Raw genomic sequence first — 22,933 nt, forward strand, 5'->3', positions numbered from 1 at the left:
TTCTGTTCAATGGCTGCTTTCGCGGATGCGGAAAAAATGCGTATTCACGTATGGCACCAAATGATTTACGGCCACCGTCAGGTTTTGGCCGAAGTTCTTAAAGAATTTGAAAAAGAAAATCCAGGCATCACTGTCCAAGCCACATACCGCGAAACCGAAGAGCTTCGCAGTGGTTATCAATCAGCAGCTATGGGTGGCAGCGGTCCTGAACTCGTTTACGGTCCTTCTGACCAAATCGGTCCTTTCGCCACAATGGGAATCATCCGTCCTTTAGATGATATCTTGGGTGCAGATTACTTCACTCAATTTGATCCTTTGGCAGCACCTACTTACGACGGCAAACATTTTGCGATCGGCGACTCTGTCGGCAATCACTTGATGTTGATCTATAATAAAAAACTTCTGCCGAACCCGCCGAAAAACTCTGACGAATTGATCGAGCTTGGCAAACGCCTGACTGTCGATAAAGACCGTGACGGCCGTGTCGATCAATGGGGCTTGGTTTTCAACTATACAGAGCCATTCTTCTTTGCTCCGTTCATTCCAGCATTTGGCGATGATTTCATTAAAAATGATACTCAACCAAATCTAGATACTCCGGCTTTGGCGAATACATTCCAATTCATCTTGGATTTGCGTGATAAGCACAAAATCATCCCTAAAGAGTGTGACTACGAAACTGCGAACGCTCTTTTCAAAGGCAACAAAGCCGCGATGCTAATCAACGGTGACTGGTCTTGGGGTGACTATAAAGAAGCTAAAATCGATTTCGGTATTGCTCGTATCCCGATGATCTCTGGAACTGGCAAATGGCCAGCATCTTTGGTGGGAACCAAAGGCTACTCGATGAACGTGAACATGCGTTCTCCTGCTCACCAAGAGGCTGCGACGAAATTGTTGAAGTACTTAACTTCAACTCCGGTACAGCTTCAGTTTGCGGAAAAAGTTGGAACTTTGCCTTCGAATCTTGAAGCCAGAAACTCTGACTACGTTAAAAACAATCCGCTTTTGAAAATCTCTGCCGACATCATGGAAATTGGCCATCCAATGCCGATCGTTCCTGAAGTTCGCGCGATCTGGGACAGCTTGCGCATTCAGTACCAAAAAGTTCTGGCAGGCAGCCAAACTCCCCATGGCGGAGCAAAAGAAGCACAATTACTAGCCGAAAAACAAATCAAAGAGATGAACGACGTTCTGCAACCTGATGCAGGCGCTGTCGTGATCAAAATCATTTTTGGTCTGGTGATCATCGGCTTAATTTGGTTTGGTCGCAAATCCTTCGTCGCCTTCCTTAAAGGCTTCCAAGGTCCAAACCGTTTTGCTTACTATATGATGCTTCCGGCGTTCATCGGTATCTTTGCGGTGATCGTTTATCCGTTCTTCTATAATATCGCGATCTCGTTTTCGAACTTCTCTTTACGTACGTTCCAAGACTGGTCGATCGTGGGCTTCACTCACTATGTGGGTGCCTTTGCTGATCCTAAGTTCTATTCATTGCTTTTAAAGACAGTGATTTGGACCGTGGTGAATGTGTTCTTCCACGTGACGTTCGGTGTGTTCTTGGCGGTGGTGATCAATCAAGTGATGCCTTTCCAAGGATTCTGGAGAGCACTTTTGATCATCCCTTGGGCGGTACCTCAATACATCACAGCTCTTACTTGGCGCGCGATGTTCAATCAGGAGTACGGTCCGATTAATATCTTCCTACAAAAGTTTTTGTCGCTTTCACCAATTCAATGGTTGAGCCAGCCGATGACAGCTTTCGCCGCTTGTATCATCACGAACGTATGGTTGGGTTTCCCATTCATGATGATCGTGGCATTGGGTGGTTTGCAGTCGATCCCTCATTCACTTTATGAGGCGGCTCGTTTGGATGGCGCGACTTCTTGGCAGCGCTTCCGTCACATCACTTGGCCTTTACTGTTGCCAGTGATGGCTCCAGCAGCATTGTTGGGTTCTATCTGGACATTCAATAACTTGAACGTGATCTGGCTCGTTTCGAACTCTGGTGAACCAGGGGATCAAACGCACATCCTGGTTTCTTACGTTTATAAAGCAGCCTTCAACTTGTATCGCTACGGTTATGCCGCTGCGGTTTCAGTAATCATTTTCGGTATCCTTGTTATCTGGGGTCTGGGAATGCTGAAGTCTCAATACAAAAAGGAGACTCGCTAATGATTAAAAGAATTATCGCCTGGCTTTCGATTCTTTTGTTCGCAGTGTTCTCGCTGTACCCGATCGTTTACGTGATCTCCGTGTCTTTGCGTGGAGACAACGCTTTCCAAACTCAGTCTTTGGAAATCATCGGCCCTAATTCGACATTGAAAAACTTTGTGACTTTGTTCACGGGCACTGACTTTTTGGTTTGGTTGAAAAACTCCCTGATCATCAGTTCTGTGACGACGTTCGCAGGTGTGGCGTTGGCTTCTTGCAGTGCTTATGCATTGTCTCGCTATCGCTTCCGCGGCCGTAACATGATGTTGTTCTCTTTGTTAACAACACAAATGTTCCCGGCAACAATGTTGATGCTTCCGTTCTTTATCATCTTGTCGCAATTGCATTTGATCGACAGCTTTTGGGGCTTGTTCATCATTTACTCTTCGACGGCTTTGCCATTCTGTATTTGGCAGATGAAAGCGTACTACGACACCATTCCTCGCGAGCTTGAAGAAGCCGCGTTGCTTGATGGTTGTTCGCGCTGGATGATCTTTACGAAAATTATCCTACCCGTGTCGTCTCCGGCACTGGTGATCACGGCTTTGTTCAGCTTCATGAGCAGCTGGTCCGAGTACGTAATCGCAGCCGTGGTTTTGCAAGATCCACAGCTTTATACATTGCCGTTGGGACTTCGTTCCTTCCAGGCAAGTCTTGCGACTCAATGGGGCTTGTATGCTGCAGGCGCCTTGATCGTAAGTATTCCAGTTTTGATTTTATTCATCAGTATTTCCCGTTATCTGGTTTCGGGTCTGACTATGGGAAGTGTGAAGGGTTAATATGGCGAATATTGAATTTTCTAACATCGCAAAAAGCTTTGGCGCAGCTAAAGTACTTAAAGACATCAACTTGGATATCGCTTCTGGCGAGTTCCTAGTTCTAGTAGGTCCATCTGGTTGTGGTAAATCCACTTTGCTACGCACGCTTGCGGGTCTTGAGACTCTCGACGCTGGTAACATCAAAATTGATGGCAAAGTAATCAACAACGTAGAACCGCAAGACAGAAATCTTGCGATGGTTTTCCAAAGCTATGCTCTTTACCCGCACATGACGGTTGAAGAAAACATGGGCTTCGGTTTGAAACTACAAAAAATGACTGCGGATGAAATCGCGAAACGCGTAAAAGAAATCGCAAACCTTTTGCAAATCTCTCACCTGCTTGAGCGTCGTCCGAAAGAACTTTCTGGTGGTCAACGTCAACGTGTGGCTTTGGGTCGTGCTTTGGCTCGCCAAACTCCAGTGATCTTGTTCGACGAACCTCTTTCAAACTTGGATGCACATCTTCGTACGCAAATGCGTGTAGAAATCAAACGTCTGCACGAGCACTCAAAATCCACGATGATCTATGTAACCCATGATCAAATGGAAGCCACGACGATGGGTGATCGTATTGCCGTTCTTAAAGATGGCGTGATCGAACAAGTTGGAACTCCGACTGAAATCTATCACCGCCCTAAAAACATGTTCATCGCAAGTTTCATCGGCTCCCCTGAAATGAATTTCATTGAGGGCTCCGTAGTTAAGCGTTTGCCTTGGCCTGAGGCCCAAAAAGCAGATCAAGTTTTGGGTATTCGCCCCGAATCCTTCAAAATCAACAAGGGCGATCTGGGCTCCCAAGAAGTCGCTCTCGGCGATTACACGGTAGAGCTGTCTGAGAACCTCGGTGGTCAACAGATGCTCCACGGTCAATTAGAAGGCCAAACTGTGAGAATTATTACGGATTCCATGGATAAATTTTCCAAGGGTCAGAAGGTTCCACTGAAAATAGATCTGACAAAGGCTCATCTGTTTGATAAGAAATCGGGTCTGAACCAGCGTCTATAGGGGAGACTAAGGTGATTTCTAAACTTCTTCGCTCACTACTTATCGTGACTGTTTTGTTGGGGGCGAACTCCGCGTTTGCTGCTCCAAGAACAGTTTTCGTTCAACTTTTTGAGTGGCCGTGGAATGAAGTTGCCCGCGAATGCGAAGTTTACCTAGGACCTTCTGGATTTTCTGCAGTTCAAGTATCCCCTCCTCATGAGCATGTGAAATACAACTCTGCTTGGTGGGAAAGATATCAAGTCGTTAGCTATAAATTGGAATCTCGTGGCGGCAATGAAGCTCAATTCGCCGACATGGTTCGCCGCTGTAACGCTGTTGGCGTTGATGTTTATGCTGACGTTGTTCTGAACCACATGGCTGGCTTCCCACAAGGTGTGGGTTTCGCTGGATCTACTTTCACTCATAAAAACTATCCTGGTATTTACAGCCCGAATGATTTCCACGCTTGTGGACGTAACGGCAACGACAATATCATTAATTACCGTGATCTTTACGAACTTCAATTCTGCCAATTGGTGGGTCTTGCCGATCTAGCTACAGGTGCTCCGTATGTTCAGCAAAGAATTGCTGAATACATGAATCACTTGCTGGATTTGGGTGTTGCGGGTTTCCGTTTGGATGCTGCGAAACACATCCCGGCTAAGGATTTGGCGCAAATCACGAAACGCCTTAAGCGCTCTGCTTACGTATTCCAAGAAATCATCCACGAAGCTTATGGCCCTGTTAATTACAGTGACTACTTTGCTGCGGGTGATGTCACGGCTTATGAATATCCATTTATTCTAGGTGGCAGTATCAAGTACGGGAATTTGGGAAATCTTTTAACTATTTCTCGCTACCTTCCTGAAAGCGAACACTCTGTTGTCTTCGTTACGAACCATGACTTGGAACGCACTGGTGATGGCAATATCCTTCGCTATACAGGTTCAGATCATAACATCTATCGCCTGGCTCAGGTCTACATGTTGGCTTATCCTTACGGCTACCCACAGGTTTATTCTGGTTATGACTTCAACTCTTACGATCAAGGACCTCCAGTGGGCCCAGATCTTCGCACGTTGGGTATCTTAAACAGCGATAACACTTGCGTGGCTCCTTGGACTTGTGAACACCGCCTGCCTGAAGTGGCTGCCATGGTGAACTTCAGAAATCAAACAGACAAAGCGTTCTACGTATCTAACTGGAACACTGACAACACAAACTACGTGGCCTTCAGCCGTGGCAATTTGGGTTTCGTTGCTTTGAACTTCTCGGGCAATCCAATCACTCGTGAATTCCAAACTGGTTTATCTGCGGGCAATTACTGTGACCTAACTGGTCCGTCTTACAGCCGCTTAAACCGCAAGTGCACAGACATGAAATACAACGTCAATTCCAACGGAATGACGACTGTAACCTTGCCTCCTTACTCATCTCTGGTACTTTTGAACCGCGATCAATACAAACGTACAAAGTAAGAGAGATATGACGAAAAAATCCTATACAATTGGCTTTGATTTGGGTGGAACTAAATTGGCAGCAGCTCTTTTGGATAATTCCGGAGAGATGCTTGATTTCATCAAAGTTCCTGTCGACATGAAACGCGAGGGCTCGGCCCAAAAAACTCAAAAACGCGTGATCCAAGTGATGGCGGATATCGCTCTTGATTTCAAAAAACGCTTCCCTAAAGAAACTTCTGCTTCGTGCTTTAAAGGCATTGGCCTGGCAAGTGCGGGTCCTTTGAATGCAGAAGAAGGCAAGCTCGTTAATCCAGTGAACTACCCAGGTTGGAAAGTCGTTCCTATCCGTGACTTGGTTGAAAAAGAAATCGTTAAACGTGGATTCAAAACCAAAGTTTACTTCCAACATGATGCTACGGCTGCTGCCTTAGCAGAGGGCTGGGTTGGCGGCGCTAAAGGCATGAAGTCCTTTGCTGTCGTGACTGTGGGCACTGGTGTTGGCTCAGGGATTATCTTTAACGGTATGCCTTGCCAAAGCCGCGGCATGGGTTCTGAGTGTGGGCACTTTGTTGTCGACATGGTTGGGTTGAGAAATAATCCTGATAAAATTCACCACTACACTGTTGAGGGTCTTTCTTCAGGCACAGGACTTTTACGTCGTGCAAAAGAAATGGGCTTCACTGGCAACTCGGTTGAGGAGTTGGTGGATACGAAAGATCCTAAGTACAACGTTCTGTATGCAGATATGGCTTTTGCTCTGGCGAGCTTGTGCCACGATCTATCTTTGGCGTTTAACTTGGAAAAAATCTTTATCAGCGGTGGTTTGATCAAAATCAAAGATCTTTACTTCAAAGACTTGAAAGCGAACTACTCTAAGATCATCCGTCAAATCAATACGGACCTTGAGTGCAAAATCGAAATCGCTAAAACTAAAAATCACGCAGGTGTTTTGGGCGCTGGATATCTTCCACACCTTTATGGCAAACACCAACCCGCTAAAAAGAAATAGGCAAATGTCCACACGTGGGGAAATTATCCCCACATGTGCAATCACAGACTTCCCATAAGTTAAATGTATTTACTTTGAGGCATTTCCTGAACGGCCTCCTCTTTGCAATCCTGTTCAAGCAAGGAGAACTTATGACTACACCACAGAAATCAGACAACACAGTTAAGCTTTCAAAAAAAGGCCAACCACCTCTTCAAGAAAATCTAGATTCCTTGAAGAAAGACGCTGCCCGAATCGCTGAAGAAAAACAGGCGAATGACAAGACGGACAATGAAGCCGTCGATGAATTCGAACAACACCCACTTTCACCTCTAGATAATTCGAAAGGAAAAATTGGAGTTCCGATTTTACTTTGGTTTCTAGGTGTTCCGGGCTTTGTTGTGATTTTACTTTGGTTCTTTTTCTTTCGCGGATAGTGAGTTTTTTCTATCCCAAAAAACCACACCCAGGGGCATTAATCCTCTGGGTTTTCTTTTTTAAGCGGTGAACACCGTCTCATTTTCAACTGACCAAAATTAATCTCGGGACCACAGCTTGCAATAGTCACTCACCAGGAGGCAGTGACAATGGTAAATACTCATCCACCACAACCACACCCCGATGATATTGTGCAAATCATCAAGCGAGATCACAAACCATTGAAAGTGCTACTCGCCATCTTAAAAAACGAAAACGTACCTTACTTAGAAAAACGGGAAGCTTTCCAACAACTATCTCCCCTACTGGAAGCGCACAATGTGCCAGAACAGGAAATCTGGTATCATTGCATGAAGCGCGAACATGCCTATACGGTGGAGATCTCAGAAGGCGAACTGGAACATCGCCTGGCAGAACAAATCTGTAAAGACATGAAAACCACGACAAGTGAGCGCTCGTTCTTGTCGAAGGCCAAAGTACTTGCAGAAATGATCGAGCATCATATCAAGGTAGAAGAAAGGGACCTTTTACCTGATTTTGAATCTGCCACCACGCTTGACGAACGCGTCGAGCTGGGTCTGATTTACCTGGAAAGACAACAACAAATCGAATCTCTGCAAACGACTGAGCGCCACCGGTTTCCACTTTCTTCACTGGACAATATGCAGGGATAAAAAAAGGGGAGCCTTTCCTGGGGCTCCCCTTTTTTTTCTAATTTTCTATTCTATTACTTCTTAAGTTTCGCTTTTGCCAAGATCTTACCAGCTTCAACACCTGGTTGGTTGAAAGCGTCGATCTTCAAGTACTCACCCAAGCCCGCAACAACCAATTGCCAGAACATGAACAAGTAACCCAAAGTTTCTTCGTCCAATGTTTTTGTTTTCAAAGTCATTGTTGAAACACCGTTTGCCACAAGCGCTTCTTGAGTTGCCAAAGCTTCTGCTTTTAGCAATTCACCCATCGTGCGACCTTGCAGGTCCATTGTTTCTTTGAATTGAGCTGTTTTGATTTTCATCGAACCGCCCTCTGCCTCTTCCACGCGTTGGAAGATCACGAATTTATCTTTCGTGCCTTCCATCACTTGTTGCAAGATAGAGTGCTGATCCGAAGCACCGATAGCCGCGATCGGAGTCGATACGCGTGGAGCCGGAGTTCCAGCGCGAGTCACTGGTTTACCCAAAGACTCTGCCCACAATTGAGCGAACCAACCACCGAAATCTTTCATACGAGAATTGTAAGACCACAACAAAGTGATCCATTCTTCACGACCGTAGGATTGAATCACTTGAGCCATTGTTTGTGTCACTGTTGCTGTATCAAGAAGCGCACGTTTTGCACCCACACGGAATTTTTCCAAATCCAAGCCCATGAAGGCCGCAGGGAACATACCCACCGGGGAAAGAACAGAGAAACGACCACCGATATCCAATGGAATTTCGCACTCAGGAACTTTGTGCTTACGCGCCCATTCAGTCAGAGAGCTTGATTTAGTTTCAGAAATCACGATGGAGTTTGCTGGAAGGTGAAGACCTTCTTCTTTGTAAACTTGATCCAAAAGTTCCAAAGCACACAAAGATTCGATCGTTGTACCGCTCTTAGAGATGAACGCCCATGCGACGTCTTTCAAATCACCCAACTCGTCTACCAAGGTTTCAAAAACCAAAGCATCCACGTTATCAACAAAGAACACGTTGTGAGCATTGAACACTTCGCGGATCACACGAGTTCCTAGGGAGCTACCGCCAAGACCCACGATCACAAGTTTTTTGAACTTGGCTGCGAAATCTGCACCTGTCTTGTGAGACTGTTGCCACAAGTTGATGCGCTCAACAAGTTGCGGGAATCCGATTTCTTTACGTTGCAAAAACAACTTCAAAGAAGATTGGCATTCCTGAATCAGGTGTTCTGAGTTTGTATGATTAGCTTGTGTGATTTCCAACATCGTGATTTCTCTTTCCAACAGCGGTTGTCGGAAAAACTACGAGATCGCGACGTCTTCCTCAATACGATGATACCCGTTCCACTCTTTCAGACGTCCACGTGGGCGTCCGCCGTCTTCGGGGTATTCAATCAAGCAATAGGTCAGCTTCGTGATTTTTCCAAGAGACACGATATCTAAAGAAGTGATCTCAGTCCATGTTCCTGTGTTAAAATATTCTTTGTGTTCCGACCATTGACGATACTGGTAGACATGGGTGTGCCCAAAAACAACAGTATGGACGCGGTCATCATTAAGAATTTTACGCGCTGATTCACTAAGATCCGGGAAGATAGCGCTTTCCAGGATCACCTGGATGATACGTTTAAGCGGCCAATGACGACGGCTGTCCTTCACAAAGACGCTCTTTAAGAAGTACTTATTCGCCATGATAAAGCCCTTCACCAGGCTCATCGTTTCATTAATAAGAGCCCAGCGGAGCATCTTACCGAACGGACGAATCTTATCCACATGTGGGTACGTCTGCTTAATTTTTAGTACCACTTCCAAGAAGAAGTGAGAACCAAATGGCAGGTTGAGGATTGGCTCTACCAGATGCTTTTTCAGGAAGAACTTTTTGGGGTCCATACGATTGGCCGCTTCATGCATGTGGCCATGTTCGATATGCACTCCATCAAAGAAATAGACGATGTTCTTGAAGCGTACTGGCGCACCGACAACCTGATTTACGTAGGCGCGGCAAGCTGGCCACAACATCCCCTGATCATGATTGCCAACAATATAGGTGATGGACTTCCCTGGTTTGGAAGCGAATTCGGCCATGGCCTTAAAGACGTTTTCGTGACCACGCACGATGTCCTTCAAAATATCTAGAGTTACTGCTTCAGTGATAACGGATAGGAAGTGACCTTTGTAATCGCACTGCAGGAAGTTAAAGAAGTCACCGTTGATGATGAGTTCGACTTCGTAGTCACGATAGATCCCGGTTGAATAGTAATGAATGAACTCTACTAGTTTATCACCGTAATAGAATTCCTCGAGGGAGTTGATACCCCCTTCAGGCAGCAAGCGGCCTTTGCCCAGATGCAAATCGCTGATGATCACCTTAATTTTTTTTACGGGTGCGGGTTTAGCGACAACCGCAGTGCTGTCGCTAGATTCCGCTGGTGATGTGGTGGACTCCATCAATTCCTACTCAGCTTTTTTGAGTGGAACAGGTCCGCCTTCCTCTTTGACTTCCAAATTAGAAAGGGCCAAACGTAGAGCTCGCTCTGTACGTTTGAATTGGTCCTGATTCCCCTCGATCGTCTTGTTTAACTCAAGACACTTATTACGATAATTATCGAGTTCTTGGGAAAGCTGATCAATCTTTCTTTTCTGGTCAAGGATATACTCATCTTTGGACCGAACTAACGCGGCCTTTTCAGCGCGCAATAGTTCTAGACGATTTTCCAGTTCGCGTTCACGAACACGGATCTTTTTGAAATCTGATTTTAGTCTGGTTTCAAGCTCTTCGACTTTAACGCGAGCTTTGGCCATTTCGTTTTCCTTATATTGAAGGTTGCCCTTCAAGATCAGGACCTCGCTTTGATGAGATTCACGGTCTTCCGCTCTCTCTTTTTCAATAGCGCCAATACGAACACCCAATTCGTCTGTGCGCGAGCGAATGATTTCCCCAGCCGAAGCCAGTTCTTCATTTTCACTGCGTAGACTTTCAACTTCTCTTTCAAGCTCAAGGATGCGTTGTTGTGCTAGCTTCAAGTTTTCAGCTTGAGCCAAGGACGCATCCACAGATGTCATCACGTTTGCGGAACCCGCGCGGTTGCTACCACGGAAGTTACCAACGCTGACCTTCACATCCACATCATTGTTTTTACGAGCACCCACACGGGCATTCGCAAAACCAGAGACCGCCAAAGTACGATCCGCATCTGTGGAAGAACTGGAAGTCATTTTAGAACTAGTTAGATTCACATCTTGAATCGAAACCGTTTTGTCTTCTTTAGAATCAGATTCCATAGAGGCTGCTAAAGAATCCACCGGACTTGTGAAATCATCATTATACGAAGAAGCAGACGCAGAAACAGCTTCATAAGGAGCTGGTTCTTCGACCTCATGAGCATCATCAATGCTATCTACGACTTGATAGTCACCTTCACTAGAAGGCCCCTCGTAAGGTACATGATCTGGATTTTCATAAGTTGGGTAAGCTGGTTGCGGAGGAACATCGAAGCCCACTGGTTTTTCACCATCAAGCATTTCGTCGCCAGAAGAAAACTCTTCCACGCCTTGAGCTGTGTAGCCATCGGCCTCTTCATCGCTAGAGTACTCAATCGGGGCACCATTGAATTCAGAAACTTCTAACTCTGATTCAACGTCTTGTTCAAGTCCTGCCCACATATCTTCACCGTCCACCTTTGTAGGTGACGCCTGATGAAAATTAGTCGCCTCTTCCGAGTCGCTAATCTCACCTTTATGGAACGAGCCATCCTCTTGAATCCCACGGACATCGTCCATCAGTGATTCAATCAGATTTTCCGCTGCTGAAGATTTCTTTTTTCTCTTAGACATACCAAGGGAATTATCGGAAATTCCTCAACTTCTCTTAAGGAACTCCCACGGGATTCCAGCTAACTAGAACAAGGTCCAGCCCCCAAAGGTACGGCCTTACCTCAAAACGTACCTACTTACCTACAATCCCTCTCCCCACCAAGACTTCCCTCACAAAACCGTCTCAAAAAGGTACGGCCTTACTTCCCAGGTAAGGCCGTACCTTCTGGCGCAGGACCCCAATTGTATTATTTTTATATTGTACACAATTTAATTGCACACAATATAAATGGGCGTAGAATTTCAAGTATGAACAAGAAACTGCTTTTGCAAAATCAGCTTTGTTTTCCGATCTACGCGGCTTCCCGCCAGATCACACAGCTTTATGCCGAACACTTTAAAGCTTTTGATCTGACCTATCCGCAGTACTTGGTCTTTTTGGTTTTGTGGGAAAAAGCACCCCGTAAAGTGACTGAGATCGCAGATCTTTTGTTGCTTGATACAGGTACCATCACTCCCCTGATTAAACGCATGGAAAAGCGCGGATGGGTTTCCCGCAAACGCTCTGTGAAAGATGAACGCTCTGTCGAGGTTCACTTAACAGCAGAGGGTCGCAAACTGGAAAAGCAGTTTGCGACTGTTCCCGATAAATTGCTTTGCAATGTCGAATGCAAGACCAGCGAACTGCAAGCAATTCACAAAAATTTGAATAAGTTAAACGAGCAAATGAGAAAAGCCTTAGAAGGAGGTCATTCATGAGTAAGCTCTATACAGCAGTTGCGAAAGCAACTGGCGGACGCAACGGAAAAGTAGAAAGCTCTGACGGAGTCCTAAATCTTGAAGTACGTATTCCCAAAGAAATGGGCGGATCTGGTGGCGCATTCACCAATCCCGAGCAGCTCTTTGCGGCTGGATACGCAGCTTGCTTTGATAGCGCGCTGAACTTTGTGGCCATGCAACAGAAGACAAAAATCACGTCGACTGTCACAGCAGAGGTCGGCATCGGCCCTAACAATGCTGGTGGCTTTGCACTTGAAGTAAAACTTCGTGCAAAGATCGAAGGCGTAGAACGCAACGTCGCTCAACAGCTTTTGGAAACGGCCCACAAAGTATGCCCGTATTCCAACGCCACTCGCGGCAACGTTCCCGTCGAGATCGAACTAGTCTAACCCCTCCCGTAAAAGGCAAAGACTACCTTAATCACAAAATAAAAAAGGCAGGATCACTCCTGCCTTTTTCTTATTGCACTGTTTACGCAAGTAGGACCTGGCACCTTATACGGTGATGACCTTTTTGTATTCTGCTAGGCGTTTTTCCAAGTCTGCCAAAGTTACTTTTGCTAGTGCTTTCACTGAGAAGTCTTGGATTGTGTGGGATGCCATCATTGAACCCATGATGCAGGCTTGCTTCAATGTGTTCAATGTTGGAGCTTCTTTTTGAGCGGCGATGTAACCGAAGAAACCGCCGGCGAAAGTATCACCCGCACCTGTTGGGTCGATCACTGTTGGGATCGGCATTGCAGGCAAGATGAAATAGCCAGCTTCTTTAGTGTACATAGCGAAACCGTACTCGCCACGTTTGATAACTACTGCAGAAGGACCCATTGCTGTGATCAACGGAGCTGCAGAGATCGCGTTTGAAGCGCCTGTAAGCATTTTTGCTTCGCCTTCGTTGATCAATACCAAGTTCACTTTTTTAACTACTTCGATCAATGCATCTTTTTTGATGTTGATCCAAAGGTTCATTGTATCAAGACCTACGAACTTAGGTTGCTTAACTTGAGACAATACTTGCAATTGAAGTTCTGGAGCAATGTTTGCCAAGAATACGAAAGAAGAATCTTTGTAGTGCTCTGGCAATTGTGGATTGAAGTGTTCAAAAACGTTCAACTCTGTATTCAAAGTTTTTGCTTCGTTCATGTCACCTTCGTAAGAACCCGCCCAGTGGAATGTCTTACCAGGAACTTTTGAAAGACCCGTCAAATCAACGCCACGGTTGTTCAAAAGATCGTAATCTTTTTGGTCGTAGTCTTCACCCACAACACCGACCACACGAACTTTAGAAAACAAAGAAGCTGCTAGAGAGAAGTAATTCGCAGATCCACCCAAAGCACGATCAGCTCTGCCCGATGGAGTTTGGATTGAATCGTATGCAAGGCTTCCTACTACTAAAATTTCAGACATTTTAAATTTCTCCTGGGACCAACACTATTGGAGTTCTGTTTCGTTTTCAAAGCTCATTGCAGCAAATGCCGCATTTTTAGCTGCATGTTCTGCTTTATGCTCTGCCATCAACTGACGTTTTGCTTTAGGCATACCCGCCAACTGAGAGTTGGAGATATCCATTGTTGCAGTTTCATCTTTGTGCGTGCTGTTCAACTGACCGCATGCTGCAAAGATATCGCGTCCCATCGAACGGCGCAAAAGAACGTGGCAACCTAGGCGATTCAACTCAGTGTGGAACGCTTCGATTGTCGCATCAGAAGGACGCTCGTACGGAGCACCTGGATGTTCATTGAATGGGATGATATTGATTTTGCATGGCACACCACGAGTCAGCTTCGCCACTTGGCGCGCATTTTCGATAGAATCCGTCACACCTTTTAGCATCACGTACTCGAACGTCACCTTGTCGCCTGTTTTATCAGTGTACTGCTTACAAGCGTCCAGCAACATTGTCGTGTTCCATTTTCTATTGATCGGCATCACTTGGGTGCGGATCTCATCGGTTGGAGCATTCAAGCTCACAGCCAAACGAACTTTCGCATCAGCGATACGCCACATCTCAGGAACGATACCAGATGTAGAAACCGTGATTTTCTTACGGGACAAATTAATACCCCATGGAGAGTGGATCACGTCGATTGTTTTGAAAACTGCTTCTGGATTGTCGAGTGGCTCGCCCATACCCATGAATACGATGTTCGTGATGCGTTGGCCTTCTGCCAAAGAATCATGAACTTGCATGAATTGACCAACGATGTCTTCAGTACGAAGTCTGCGTTTCAATTTTTGCTTACCAGTGAAGCAGAACTTACAACCGATGTTGCAACCAACTTCAGAGGAAATACACAGAGTCAGACGACCCTCAGAAGGAATCACCACAGACTCAACGCTTTGGTTATCGCCCATGTCGAATAGGAATTTTTGAGTTCCATCCACTGACTTCAAGTGAGTCAAAGTTTTAGGAAGTTCGAAAGAAAGAAGTTTTGGAAGTTCTGCGCGGAAGTCCTTAGACAAATTCGTCATTTGTTCTGGATCGGTCACGCGTTGCTCGTAAACCCATTTGAAGATCTGTTGAGCGCGGAATTGCTCTTTGCCTTTACCTTTTAGGTAAGCTTTTAGATCTTCCAACGTCATGGAGTAGAAATTGGCTGCTTTGTTTTCTAGTGGTTTTGCGACGTCGTCGTCAGCATAGTTCATTGGCGCAAGAGTCGCGCTTGTCGTCGCTTCGTTCAATTCCATCTAAGGGCTCCTCGGCTTATTACAGCCATGCTTGTTACAGCTGGGACTTTTGTGGTCCCGTTGGTAAAGGATTATGTGTGCCGGGTTTGTAGCACAGCCCCTTAAGATCGCCTAGTAAATCCTATGATTTCAGCTCTTTAGCCAATAAAAAAGGCCCTTAAAAAGAGCCTTCCTTGCAAAATTTGCTTATTTGACCTGAGCTTAGCCCAATTCAGCCAGCTCATGGCCTCGTACAGGGGGCATTTCAGTCAAATTGAAAATGAGTACCAGCCAGGTGTACAAGCGGTTCACGAAGACTGATGTCGGCACCACCGACAAGCATTTCATCGATTTACAATTTGCTTCGCCCATATATATTGCCGCTGAGACTGGCACACTCGTTGATATGTTGATAGCCAAGAGACTTCTGAATTACCGCTCAAGCGAGACCGATCGGATTCTCCAAAACACGTAACAAAGGAAATATCTATGCAATCATCCATCGTAAAACTAGGGCTTACTGTATTGGTCTCTTTGATGTCTGCACAAAGCTTTGCTGGAGGCGGGCAAGTTGGATCCGCAGAAACATTCGCGGGGACTTATGTTATCAGCGGTCCTACGAATGATATCGGCGACGAAAACATGATCACTTTTACAAGCGAAGGGAACGTCTATCTTACGCAAAAATCTGTCGGAAGATATTTGCAGTGTGAGGGTCAATTCCAGGTACAAAGCCGTCTGTTAAAAGCAATCGGTTCATGTGCAAATAACAGCAACTTTGAAATGTCGATCGATCTTTCAGAGGTATCGGACTTAGGATACTTCAGAGCAACGGTTCTAAGTAAAATGATTTACGTCAAACCGGTGCAAATGGAATTCTTGAGAAAGTAAAATGGTCGCCTGCTATTCAGCGACCTTCACTAGGTCCGCTTCGTAATAGCAGGCTTTTTTCACGACCCCTGAGCGGGTTGTCTCGTCATCGAATGCAAGCACAACTCCACGCTCGGTTTGCTTGAGGCGAATGCGCACGCCCGACTTACTCCCAATGGACCACGTGCCACGAACATTCGCAGCCCAGCCTTCTCCGCCAGAAGTGATCGCAAAGGAGCCCGCTGTATCGCGGTCATTGCGAGTTTCATAATTCATCACGGAATGTCGGACCGATTTGTAAGCAGAGATAACATCCACTCGGTGAGATTCATATTTAGCATCGCCCGGTTTTACCGTGATCCCCTTAAGTGCCCCAAAACTGTAAAGCAAACAGTAATTGGTTCCCACTTCCTTGATGCGAGGTTTACCTTCGATCACATAGCTACCCATGAAAGCGTCGAATGGATCAGCAGCTTCCATAAAGCCAGGAGCGTTAAGAATTAAATCGGCTTCATAGTAACAAGCTGTTCTTAATTTCCCAGCGCCGAAGCTTTCATCCTTGATCGTCATGCGATAGTTCGATTCAGTTTTAAAAATCGTCACGATCGTATGCTGTTTATTCGTAAAGTTCCAAGTACCGCGAGCATTCGCAGCCCACCCCTCACCGCCAGATGTTTCCGCGAAACTGCCCGTGGATGCCACATCGTTGGATTGTTGGTACTCTTGAACTTGAAAGAGCGACTCTTTAGGGCCTGCGACGAAGCGAATCTGATGACTTTCGTACAAACCACCACTTGGTTTGATGCTAACAGTTTTGAGATCCTTCCAGCGATAGCGCTCACAGAAGTCCTTACGAACGTTTTGAATACGTGGAGCCCCAACAACCGAGTAATCGCCAACAAATGTATCAAATGGATTTGGTGTTTCTGCGAAAGCCTGAGCAGAAAAAAGTAAAATCAAAGATGCGATGAACTTCATGATGATCTCCTGATTGATTCAGGAAAATCTCATCAGGATCGCAACTCTTGAGCAACTAAAAACGGAATACCCAGAAGCTTTTTAGTATCGCCATAATCCCAAGCTGTTGAAATCATTGCCGCAGCAAAAGCCCACGCCTTCATTCGTTGCATATCGAAGTTGATATACTCATTGAGAATGCTCATTCGACGCTCCAATGTTTTTCTGAGAGGTCGATTGACAGGGTAAGCATCCAGCGGATTGTACATCATCACTGCCATCTCAAAAGTCGGATCACCAATATAGCCGTGAGGATCGATAACTTTCCACGAATGCTTATGTTTCAGAATATTGTCGTGATGAAGATCTCCATGTAGCAAGCGATCCTGACTTCGATCAAATGTCAGTTCACTGAATATGCCACGAGCTTTGGAAAGCATGCGTGGGTCGACGGCACCTTCTAAAACATCCAGATCTTTTGCAAGTTCAGCAAGGTGTTTAAAAGCTCCACTGATAATGGAGCGGGAATTTAACTCCCGGATCATTTCGGCGATAATCAATGTCTGGGCATCATCATCCAATTGTTTTGAATGCTTTAATGTCGTGCCAGGGACCAGACGTTCCATCATGGTCACGCCTAAGTTTTTATCTGACTCTAACACTTGGGCTGCCACGCCATTGAAATGACGAAGCCACTGGCGTTCACGATCCAGGGACTCGATGTCACAACCGGTTTTAATCACAACCTCAAGACCATCGGATCTGCGCTTTGTCGCACCCACAAAATGGAAGGACAAATTATCGATGGGCTGAATAGGCTCCAAATTCCAAAGAGCTTCGATTTTTTTAATATGCGTTGGGAATTGCGCAAGCCACTGCTCACCTGGAGTTTTCCAAGTGGTCACAATATTTTTATAGAGATTTGAATCAGGAGAAATCAAGAGGCCTCCCATCCCTAGTGGCTAATCTTTAAAAACGTCGTAATCGAGGTCGATCTGGGGTCCTAACCACATCGCTGCTTGCGTATGATCATACAGATCGTCACCCGTCAGTTCATGCACTAGCACGGATAAATCTCCGCGCTCACGCATCAACCATAATACCACGTCTGTGAATTTCTCTTTGGGAAAATTGATTTCAAACATTGGCACAGGATGAGGACCAATAGGTTCAGGAATCATCTGGCCAGTGAAAACTTGTTGATCTTTGAATGAGACAAGGGCCTTCTGATGAAGCTCTTTTGCGAACTCCAGCTGCTCATTTGTGAAGTAAATATGCGCATCAAACTGACGCGGAAATCCCTCCGGCAAAAGCTTAGAATTAACCTTGTACGACTTTTCCATTAGTGGACTTCGTTGATGTATTCGATAAGTTCAGGGATCTCGCACGGTACGCAGCCTACTTTACCGACGACAACGCCTGCGGCGTTGTTTGCTAGCATGCAGCTGTGAACCAAAGAAAGACCTGATACTAAGCCCAACGCCAAGGCTGCGATAACTGTGTCACCGGCGCCTGTTACGTCGAATACTTTTTGTGCGTATGTTGGAACTTCTGTGATTTGATCGCCAGAGAAAATCGTCATACCGTCTTTACCGCGAGTCAAAACCACTTCTTTAGCACCTGTGATTTTTTGAAGAGCGCGACCGACCTCCACAACCTTATTCGGGTTGCCTTTAAGATCGTCGAAATCAAGGCCCGTCAAAACAACAGCTTCGTCATAGTTCGGTTTGATCAAATCAACACCCAAGTAGAATGAACCTGGATTGTTGCGATGTGGATCGACCATGAGTTTTTTGCCAGCGGCTTTACAGATTTCAGAAACTTTAGCGACGACGTTGCGAGAGATCACGCCTTTTGCGTAATCTTCGATGATCACACAATCAGCTGCTGCGACATGCTTTTGAACCATGGCCAAAAGGTTCTTTTCAGTTTCTTCAGAAAGATATTTTTTAAGCTCATAATCGACACGCACCAAGTGATGGTGCCCCGTCATCACGCGAGTTTTGCGTGTTGTCGGACGAGCTTTATCTACGATCATGTATTCCCAGCTCACACCGTTTTTTTCGCTCAACTCTTTAAGCAAGCTTGCACCGGTGTCGTCACCAACAACGGAAACCATCATCGGGATGCCACCAAGACTTGCCACGTTTTGCGCCACGTTCGCAGCCAAACCTAAACGCTTGTCTTCACCATCCACTTCAAGAACTGGAACTGGAGCTTCTGGGCTGATACGGCGAACTTGGCCCATCACGTATTCATCCAAACCGACGTCCCCAATGATGAGGATTTTTTTGCCTTTCAAAGCAGGGATCTGCTTGATCAAAAGGTCTTTCTCTTGAGGTCCTAGTTTGGCTTGTACAGGTGCTGTCATTTTTTCACTCCAAAAGCCTTTTTTATCGAATTGAAGACCCGCTGTCACCCCTTTAAGAATGCGACAGCTGGCAATAAAAGCGGCTTTATGCTAAAAACCCTGCCTATGTTCAAACCCAAAGGCAAATCTCAGGGCAAAGGCCCTGCATTCAAATCAAATTCACGTGGCAAACCGGGCTTACGCAATGGCGAAGAGCGCAAAGCCACGTCCAATTTGATCTATGAACAGAACTACATCAGCCCAAGGGAAAAGGAAGAAATCCTTAAGTACTTGAACACGTTGTATCCTATCTGGGAAATGCGTTACGCCAAGAACAATCCTCCACCTGAAAACCAAAAGCAAAGACCTCTTTTGCGCCCGGTTTACTGGCTGGGGAATTGGCAGTTCGCTTGCTTGAACTACTACCACCCACCTAAAGGTATCTATAACCGCTGCGTAACCGCAGAGCGCTACGTTCCGGTTTTAGAAAACTTGGTCAGCAAAATTGAAAGCTTAGTGAAAGAGAAATTCGATCCTCGCGATATCCCGCGTGGTTGGACTTTGAACACATGCTTGATCAACTATTACGGCAACCAAGTTCAAGAAGACGGCAAAAAAATCGACTGTGCTCGCGTAGGCGAACACAAAGACTTCGAGCCAGGCCCGGTAGCGTCCATCTCTTTTGGTGAGCGCGCCCTTTTCCAATTCGTTTCTAGCAAAGGTACAGAGTCTAAGTCTGACGTGGTTTTGCAGCAATGGCTGGATGACAGCTCCTTGCAGATCTTTGGCGGCGAGAAGTTTAAGAAACAACTTTTCCATCGTGTGCAACGTGTAGAAGACAAAAATGATCTCGTTTTCCCTCTGAACGACATCACGAACTTTGAAACTCGCAGAATCAATTTTACCTTCCGCTATGTTCCGGACCAACACATCGTTCCGTTCAGAAAACTATCGCAGGAAGCCCAAGAAGACGTTCGCGAATATATGGAAAAACTCGCGGAAAAATCGCCTTTCTTCCATTCACAACTCTAATACATAGCCCCCCTAGGGTACGATACTTGATGTGTATGATTCTTGTGGATGGAGAACGCCATGAGAAGCAACCTATTGAAGCATTTGACTAGTTTATTGACACCGCAGCCGCCAAGGGCGTCACTGCCTATATTTGCCATCCTTTTTGGCCTGTATGCCAGCACCGCTGCCGCGATCACAGGTGGGTCTGTAGTTGAGCCCAATTCTCAAATGGCTTTGCGCACCGTCGGCATCTTCAATGTGAAAACTGCCAACGCTTGCACCGGAACTCTCATTACGAAAGACATCGTCGTGACTGCAGGTCATTGCGTGGTTTCAAAAAAAGAAGACCTCATTGTTATTTTTGAAACTCAGTTTCCCAATAAGGTCGGGCAAACGGACAAACTCAATCCGCAAAACATTCGCACTATCAAAACCATGGTCCTTCATGACGATTTCAAAAACATGGATGAAGAAGGCGGAGACTATGGCGACATCGGCGTGATCAAGCTCGACAGTCCCGCTCCGGAAAACTACCTGATCACACCACTTTTGAGAGACGAGACTTTGCTTCGCAAAGATGACACTGTCACTCTTGCCGGTTATGGATATTCTTATGAGGAATCCAAGGTCACAGATCGCAATGATCCCGACTTGCCAGCAGCTCTGGCAGAGGGCCGTGGTTACTGCAACAACTATAAAACCAAATGCTTTCTACAAATCGTGAAGGGTGACGGACAATTGCGCGAGGTTCAAGTTACTATCGCCGGGCTTCGCACTAAAGACATGATCCTTAATGAAAGCTATCAGAAGGCCACTTGCCGTGGTGACTCTGGTGGACCAGCGTTCATCGAAATCAACGGTAAAACAGTGTTAGCAGGAGTTACGAGCCGCACACTCACAGACGCTGACTGCGGTTATGCTCAAGGTGTGAAAACACTGATTCCACATTATTACCAATGGCTCTCTCAAATCATCCAATCTCTTTAGATCGCAAGATTTTTTCTATCGCACGCTCGGTGAGGGCTGAAATCGTTAAAAGCGGATTCACCCCGAGCGCTGTCGGAATAATCGAACCATCTAAAACATAAAGTCCGCGGTGCAGCTCTCCGTTCTTCTGATAAACTTGCCCGCAATGATTTACCACACCGTCTGCGACTGAATCAGCCATCACACAGCCACCTAAGGGATGAACGGTTACTAGATTTTTTCCATTGATCATCAGCGTGCGTGGATTCATCACGAAATTTCCACCAAGTGCTTGCGACTGCTTTCTCATCGCACGATCTATCGTGGGATAGATGGGATCGTATTTTACTTCAGGCCAATGAACTCGAACTCGGCCCTTACGATCTAAGCGCAAACGTCCATCGGCACGGTCGTGTCCCATTCCCAAATAGACCATCGAGTAATTCAACGCACCCTTTTCAATATCCTTAGACAGAACAATATCGCGCGCCACTCGTAAATAGCGAGCTGCAGATATTTTCCATTTAGCAACTCCCATCGCTAAACGTAATGGAATCGTGAATGCCCCAGGAAAAGTCCCCTCTTCAATAATGAAACGATCAAAAAGATTTCTGTGATGTCGATAGTCCGCCATCGAGTAAATCACCGCACCAGGCTTCATATCCACGCGCACTTGACTGGCCGAGGAAAAACCAATCGAATTCGTCCGAAATGAAGTATTGAAGGAAAGCCCTAAGACATCTCCATTGCCAGAAAATCTTTTTCCCAACTGCGAAGACAAACTTAAACCTCGCTCTCGGGAAGCTAAAAGCAAACGTCCGGTTCCCATTGTGCCCGCTGCCAAAATCACATTCTTTGCTTGCACGGATTTTCTGATTTTCTCTCCGCGATTAGAAATGTAATTGCAGTGCACACGATAGCCCTTATTCGATTTTAGCTTTTCAATCCAAACGACTTCCATCTGGGTATAGACCTCAGCTCCCCGGTCTTTTGCGAGAGGCAGATAATTCATATTCAGCGTGTTTTTAGCTCCCGTATTGCAACCCGAACAACAATTGCCACACTCGATACAACGTGGTTGCACGACATTCCGTTGTTGGAGCTGATCGCCAAACATATTCACTGCGATAGGAGGATACTTAATACCAACACCAAGATCTGCCGCAGCCTGAAGCTGCGCCCGAACCTTAGCACTCGACATTCTGGAAGGATCATAGGAATGCCCCTGCAAAACACCGCGAACTCGTTTGAAGTACTGATCGAAAGTTCCATCAAGAATTTCATCAACAATGGCGGCCGGCCATTCGGGAGCCCTGAATGTTTCGCGATCAGGCTTAACCAAAGCCCCCGCATTGATCAACGAAGTTCCCCCCAAGCCATTGCCATTCAAAACATCCATCTCGTGATTCGCATGAATCTCAAACAATCCCAAAGGATGCCGCTTGCACAAAATGTCCTTACGAACCTCAGAAAACTTCTCCGCAAAAGATCCAGGAGCCCGCTCCGGCCCCCGCTCAAGCAAAGCCACTCGCCCAAGCCCAGCCAATCGAGCCGCACTAATCGACCCACCATAACCAGACCCAACAATCAAAACATCATACTCATCCCGCAAATCAGAAACAGAATTAGCCAACCGCCGATAACGAACCTTAACAGGAACATTCTGAACAACGGGCCGAGCCTCCGCCTCACCCGCTCTCAAAGCAGCCGCTAAACCAGCAAAGAAGCTCGTTTTAAGAAAAGACCTACGCGATGTTTCCATCCAACAAGAACACCGCAGAAGCTGCGAGAAGGAAACCTCCCCAAAAATATTTTGCAGAAAGACAGGCCCAATCAACTAGCAAAGGCGAAGGATTTTTCCTTTTAACAAGGCGCTAGGAGGAAGGCGTACTCCTCGTACGCCGACGACGCAGCAACACAGGTAAAAGGAAAAAGACAAGC

At 46.1% G+C, this 22,933-nt stretch carries 22 protein-coding genes; 12 read left to right on the forward strand and 10 right to left on the reverse strand.

The window, feature by feature from the left end:
- Positions 1 to 9: 9 nt before the first annotated feature.
- From ACLVWP_RS15530 to ACLVWP_RS15560, 7 genes are all read left to right on the forward strand, one after another.
- Entirely contained in the window at positions 10 to 2,175 is a 2,166-nt protein-coding gene (locus tag ACLVWP_RS15530; RefSeq protein WP_413558539.1) for an extracellular solute-binding protein, read from the forward strand.
- Positions 2,175 to 2,993 (forward strand): sugar ABC transporter permease, encoded by an 819-nt coding sequence (locus ACLVWP_RS15535; protein ID WP_413558540.1) that lies wholly within the window; start codon positions 2,175 to 2,177, stop codon positions 2,991 to 2,993. Before ACLVWP_RS15530 ends, ACLVWP_RS15535 begins: the two co-directional genes overlap by 1 nt.
- Position 2,994: 1 nt before the next feature.
- Positions 2,995 to 4,038, forward strand: a complete 1,044-nt coding sequence (locus ACLVWP_RS15540; RefSeq protein WP_413558541.1) for an ABC transporter ATP-binding protein — start codon at positions 2,995 to 2,997, stop codon at positions 4,036 to 4,038.
- Positions 4,039 to 4,049: 11 nt separating this feature from the next.
- Complete coding sequence (locus ACLVWP_RS15545; protein ID WP_413558543.1) at positions 4,050 to 5,495, forward strand: alpha-amylase; 1,446 nt, start codon at positions 4,050 to 4,052, stop codon at positions 5,493 to 5,495.
- A 7-nt stretch (positions 5,496 to 5,502) separates the two neighbouring features.
- Positions 5,503 to 6,486 carry an ROK family protein gene (locus ACLVWP_RS15550; RefSeq protein ID WP_413558544.1) on the forward strand — a complete coding sequence of 328 codons (984 nt, stop codon included), beginning with the start codon at positions 5,503 to 5,505 and terminating at the stop codon, positions 6,484 to 6,486.
- A gap of 131 nt (positions 6,487 to 6,617) precedes the next feature.
- Positions 6,618 to 6,902: a hypothetical protein gene (locus tag ACLVWP_RS15555; protein ID WP_413558545.1), complete on the forward strand. Its 285-nt coding sequence runs from the start codon at positions 6,618 to 6,620 to the stop codon at positions 6,900 to 6,902.
- 150 nt (positions 6,903 to 7,052) lie between these two features.
- Positions 7,053 to 7,577 carry a hemerythrin domain-containing protein gene (locus tag ACLVWP_RS15560; protein ID WP_413558546.1) on the forward strand — a complete coding sequence of 175 codons (525 nt, stop codon included), beginning with the start codon at positions 7,053 to 7,055 and terminating at the stop codon, positions 7,575 to 7,577.
- A 53-nt stretch (positions 7,578 to 7,630) separates the two neighbouring features.
- Here the strand turns inward: ACLVWP_RS15560 and ACLVWP_RS15565 are convergent, their stop codons facing one another.
- Genes ACLVWP_RS15565 through ACLVWP_RS15575 form a run of 3 tightly spaced genes read right to left on the reverse strand, consistent with a single transcriptional unit; the run spans position 7,631 to position 11,413 of the window.
- Positions 7,631 to 8,845, reverse strand: coding sequence for a glucose-6-phosphate isomerase (locus tag ACLVWP_RS15565; protein WP_413558548.1), 1,215 nt, complete (start codon positions 8,843 to 8,845; stop codon positions 7,631 to 7,633).
- A gap of 36 nt (positions 8,846 to 8,881) precedes the next feature.
- Entirely contained in the window at positions 8,882 to 10,027 is a 1,146-nt protein-coding gene (locus ACLVWP_RS15570) for a hypothetical protein (RefSeq protein ID WP_413558549.1), read from the reverse strand.
- A gap of 6 nt (positions 10,028 to 10,033) precedes the next feature.
- Positions 10,034 to 11,413 carry a hypothetical protein gene (locus tag ACLVWP_RS15575; protein ID WP_413558551.1) on the reverse strand — a complete coding sequence of 460 codons (1,380 nt, stop codon included), beginning with the start codon at positions 11,411 to 11,413 and terminating at the stop codon, positions 10,034 to 10,036.
- Positions 11,414 to 11,701: 288 nt separating this feature from the next.
- On the opposite strand from ACLVWP_RS15575, the gene ACLVWP_RS15580 reads away from it, so the two are divergent.
- The gene (locus ACLVWP_RS15580) at positions 11,702 to 12,151 is read left to right on the forward strand and encodes a MarR family winged helix-turn-helix transcriptional regulator (RefSeq protein ID WP_413558552.1); all 450 of its coding nucleotides are present in this window, start codon (positions 11,702 to 11,704) and stop codon (positions 12,149 to 12,151) included.
- On the forward strand, positions 12,148 to 12,561 hold the full coding sequence (locus ACLVWP_RS15585) for an organic hydroperoxide resistance protein (RefSeq protein ID WP_413558553.1): 414 nt from the start codon (positions 12,148 to 12,150) through the stop codon (positions 12,559 to 12,561). The genes ACLVWP_RS15580 and ACLVWP_RS15585 overlap by 4 nt, the downstream gene beginning before the upstream one ends.
- 105 nt (positions 12,562 to 12,666) lie before the next feature.
- On the opposite strand, the gene ACLVWP_RS15590 is transcribed toward ACLVWP_RS15585, so the two are convergent.
- Together ACLVWP_RS15590 and rlmN are read right to left on the reverse strand one after the other, a co-directional pair.
- Complete coding sequence (locus tag ACLVWP_RS15590) at positions 12,667 to 13,575, reverse strand: PfkB family carbohydrate kinase (RefSeq protein ID WP_413558555.1); 909 nt, start codon at positions 13,573 to 13,575, stop codon at positions 12,667 to 12,669.
- A 24-nt stretch (positions 13,576 to 13,599) separates the two neighbouring features.
- On the reverse strand, positions 13,600 to 14,856 hold the full coding sequence (gene rlmN / locus ACLVWP_RS15595) for a 23S rRNA (adenine(2503)-C(2))-methyltransferase RlmN (protein ID WP_413558556.1): 1,257 nt from the start codon (positions 14,854 to 14,856) through the stop codon (positions 13,600 to 13,602).
- Between the two features lie 468 nt (positions 14,857 to 15,324).
- Here rlmN and ACLVWP_RS15600 point away from each other — a divergent pair, with 468 nt between their 5' ends.
- Positions 15,325 to 15,726, forward strand: a complete 402-nt coding sequence (locus ACLVWP_RS15600) for a hypothetical protein (RefSeq protein WP_413558558.1) — start codon at positions 15,325 to 15,327, stop codon at positions 15,724 to 15,726.
- Between the two features lie 12 nt (positions 15,727 to 15,738).
- Here ACLVWP_RS15600 and ACLVWP_RS15605 read toward each other — a convergent pair whose 3' ends face one another.
- From ACLVWP_RS15605 to rfaE1, 4 genes are read right to left on the reverse strand one after another with little or no spacing between them, the layout of a single operon-like run.
- On the reverse strand, positions 15,739 to 16,683 hold the full coding sequence (locus ACLVWP_RS15605; RefSeq protein ID WP_413558559.1) for a hypothetical protein: 945 nt from the start codon (positions 16,681 to 16,683) through the stop codon (positions 15,739 to 15,741).
- A 32-nt stretch (positions 16,684 to 16,715) separates the two neighbouring features.
- The gene (locus ACLVWP_RS15610; protein WP_413558561.1) at positions 16,716 to 17,603 is read right to left on the reverse strand and encodes an aminoglycoside phosphotransferase family protein; all 888 of its coding nucleotides are present in this window, start codon (positions 17,601 to 17,603) and stop codon (positions 16,716 to 16,718) included.
- Positions 17,604 to 17,624: 21 nt separating this feature from the next.
- Complete coding sequence (locus ACLVWP_RS15615) at positions 17,625 to 18,005, reverse strand: DOPA 4,5-dioxygenase family protein (RefSeq protein WP_413558563.1); 381 nt, start codon at positions 18,003 to 18,005, stop codon at positions 17,625 to 17,627.
- The gene (gene rfaE1 / locus ACLVWP_RS15620; RefSeq protein ID WP_413558564.1) at positions 18,005 to 19,033 is read right to left on the reverse strand and encodes a D-glycero-beta-D-manno-heptose-7-phosphate kinase; all 1,029 of its coding nucleotides are present in this window, start codon (positions 19,031 to 19,033) and stop codon (positions 18,005 to 18,007) included. Before rfaE1 ends, ACLVWP_RS15615 begins: the two co-directional genes overlap by 1 nt.
- Positions 19,034 to 19,138: 105 nt before the next feature.
- On the opposite strand from rfaE1, the gene ACLVWP_RS15625 reads away from it, so the two are divergent.
- Together ACLVWP_RS15625 and ACLVWP_RS15630 are read left to right on the forward strand one after the other, a co-directional pair.
- Positions 19,139 to 20,044 (forward strand): alpha-ketoglutarate-dependent dioxygenase AlkB, encoded by a 906-nt coding sequence (locus ACLVWP_RS15625; protein ID WP_413558565.1) that lies wholly within the window; start codon positions 19,139 to 19,141, stop codon positions 20,042 to 20,044.
- Positions 20,045 to 20,104: 60 nt separating this feature from the next.
- Positions 20,105 to 21,013, forward strand: coding sequence for a S1 family peptidase (locus tag ACLVWP_RS15630; protein ID WP_413558566.1), 909 nt, complete (start codon positions 20,105 to 20,107; stop codon positions 21,011 to 21,013).
- On the opposite strand, the gene ACLVWP_RS15635 is transcribed toward ACLVWP_RS15630, so the two are convergent.
- Positions 20,997 to 22,754, reverse strand: coding sequence for a GMC family oxidoreductase N-terminal domain-containing protein (locus ACLVWP_RS15635; RefSeq protein ID WP_413558568.1), 1,758 nt, complete (start codon positions 22,752 to 22,754; stop codon positions 20,997 to 20,999). The two genes, ACLVWP_RS15630 and ACLVWP_RS15635, sit on opposite strands and share 17 nt — an antisense overlap.
- Positions 22,755 to 22,933 lie beyond the last annotated feature (179 nt).

Source organism: Bdellovibrio sp. HCB209 (assembly GCF_047306065.1).
Classification (GTDB): Bacteria; Bdellovibrionota; Bdellovibrionia; order Bdellovibrionales; family Bdellovibrionaceae; genus Bdellovibrio.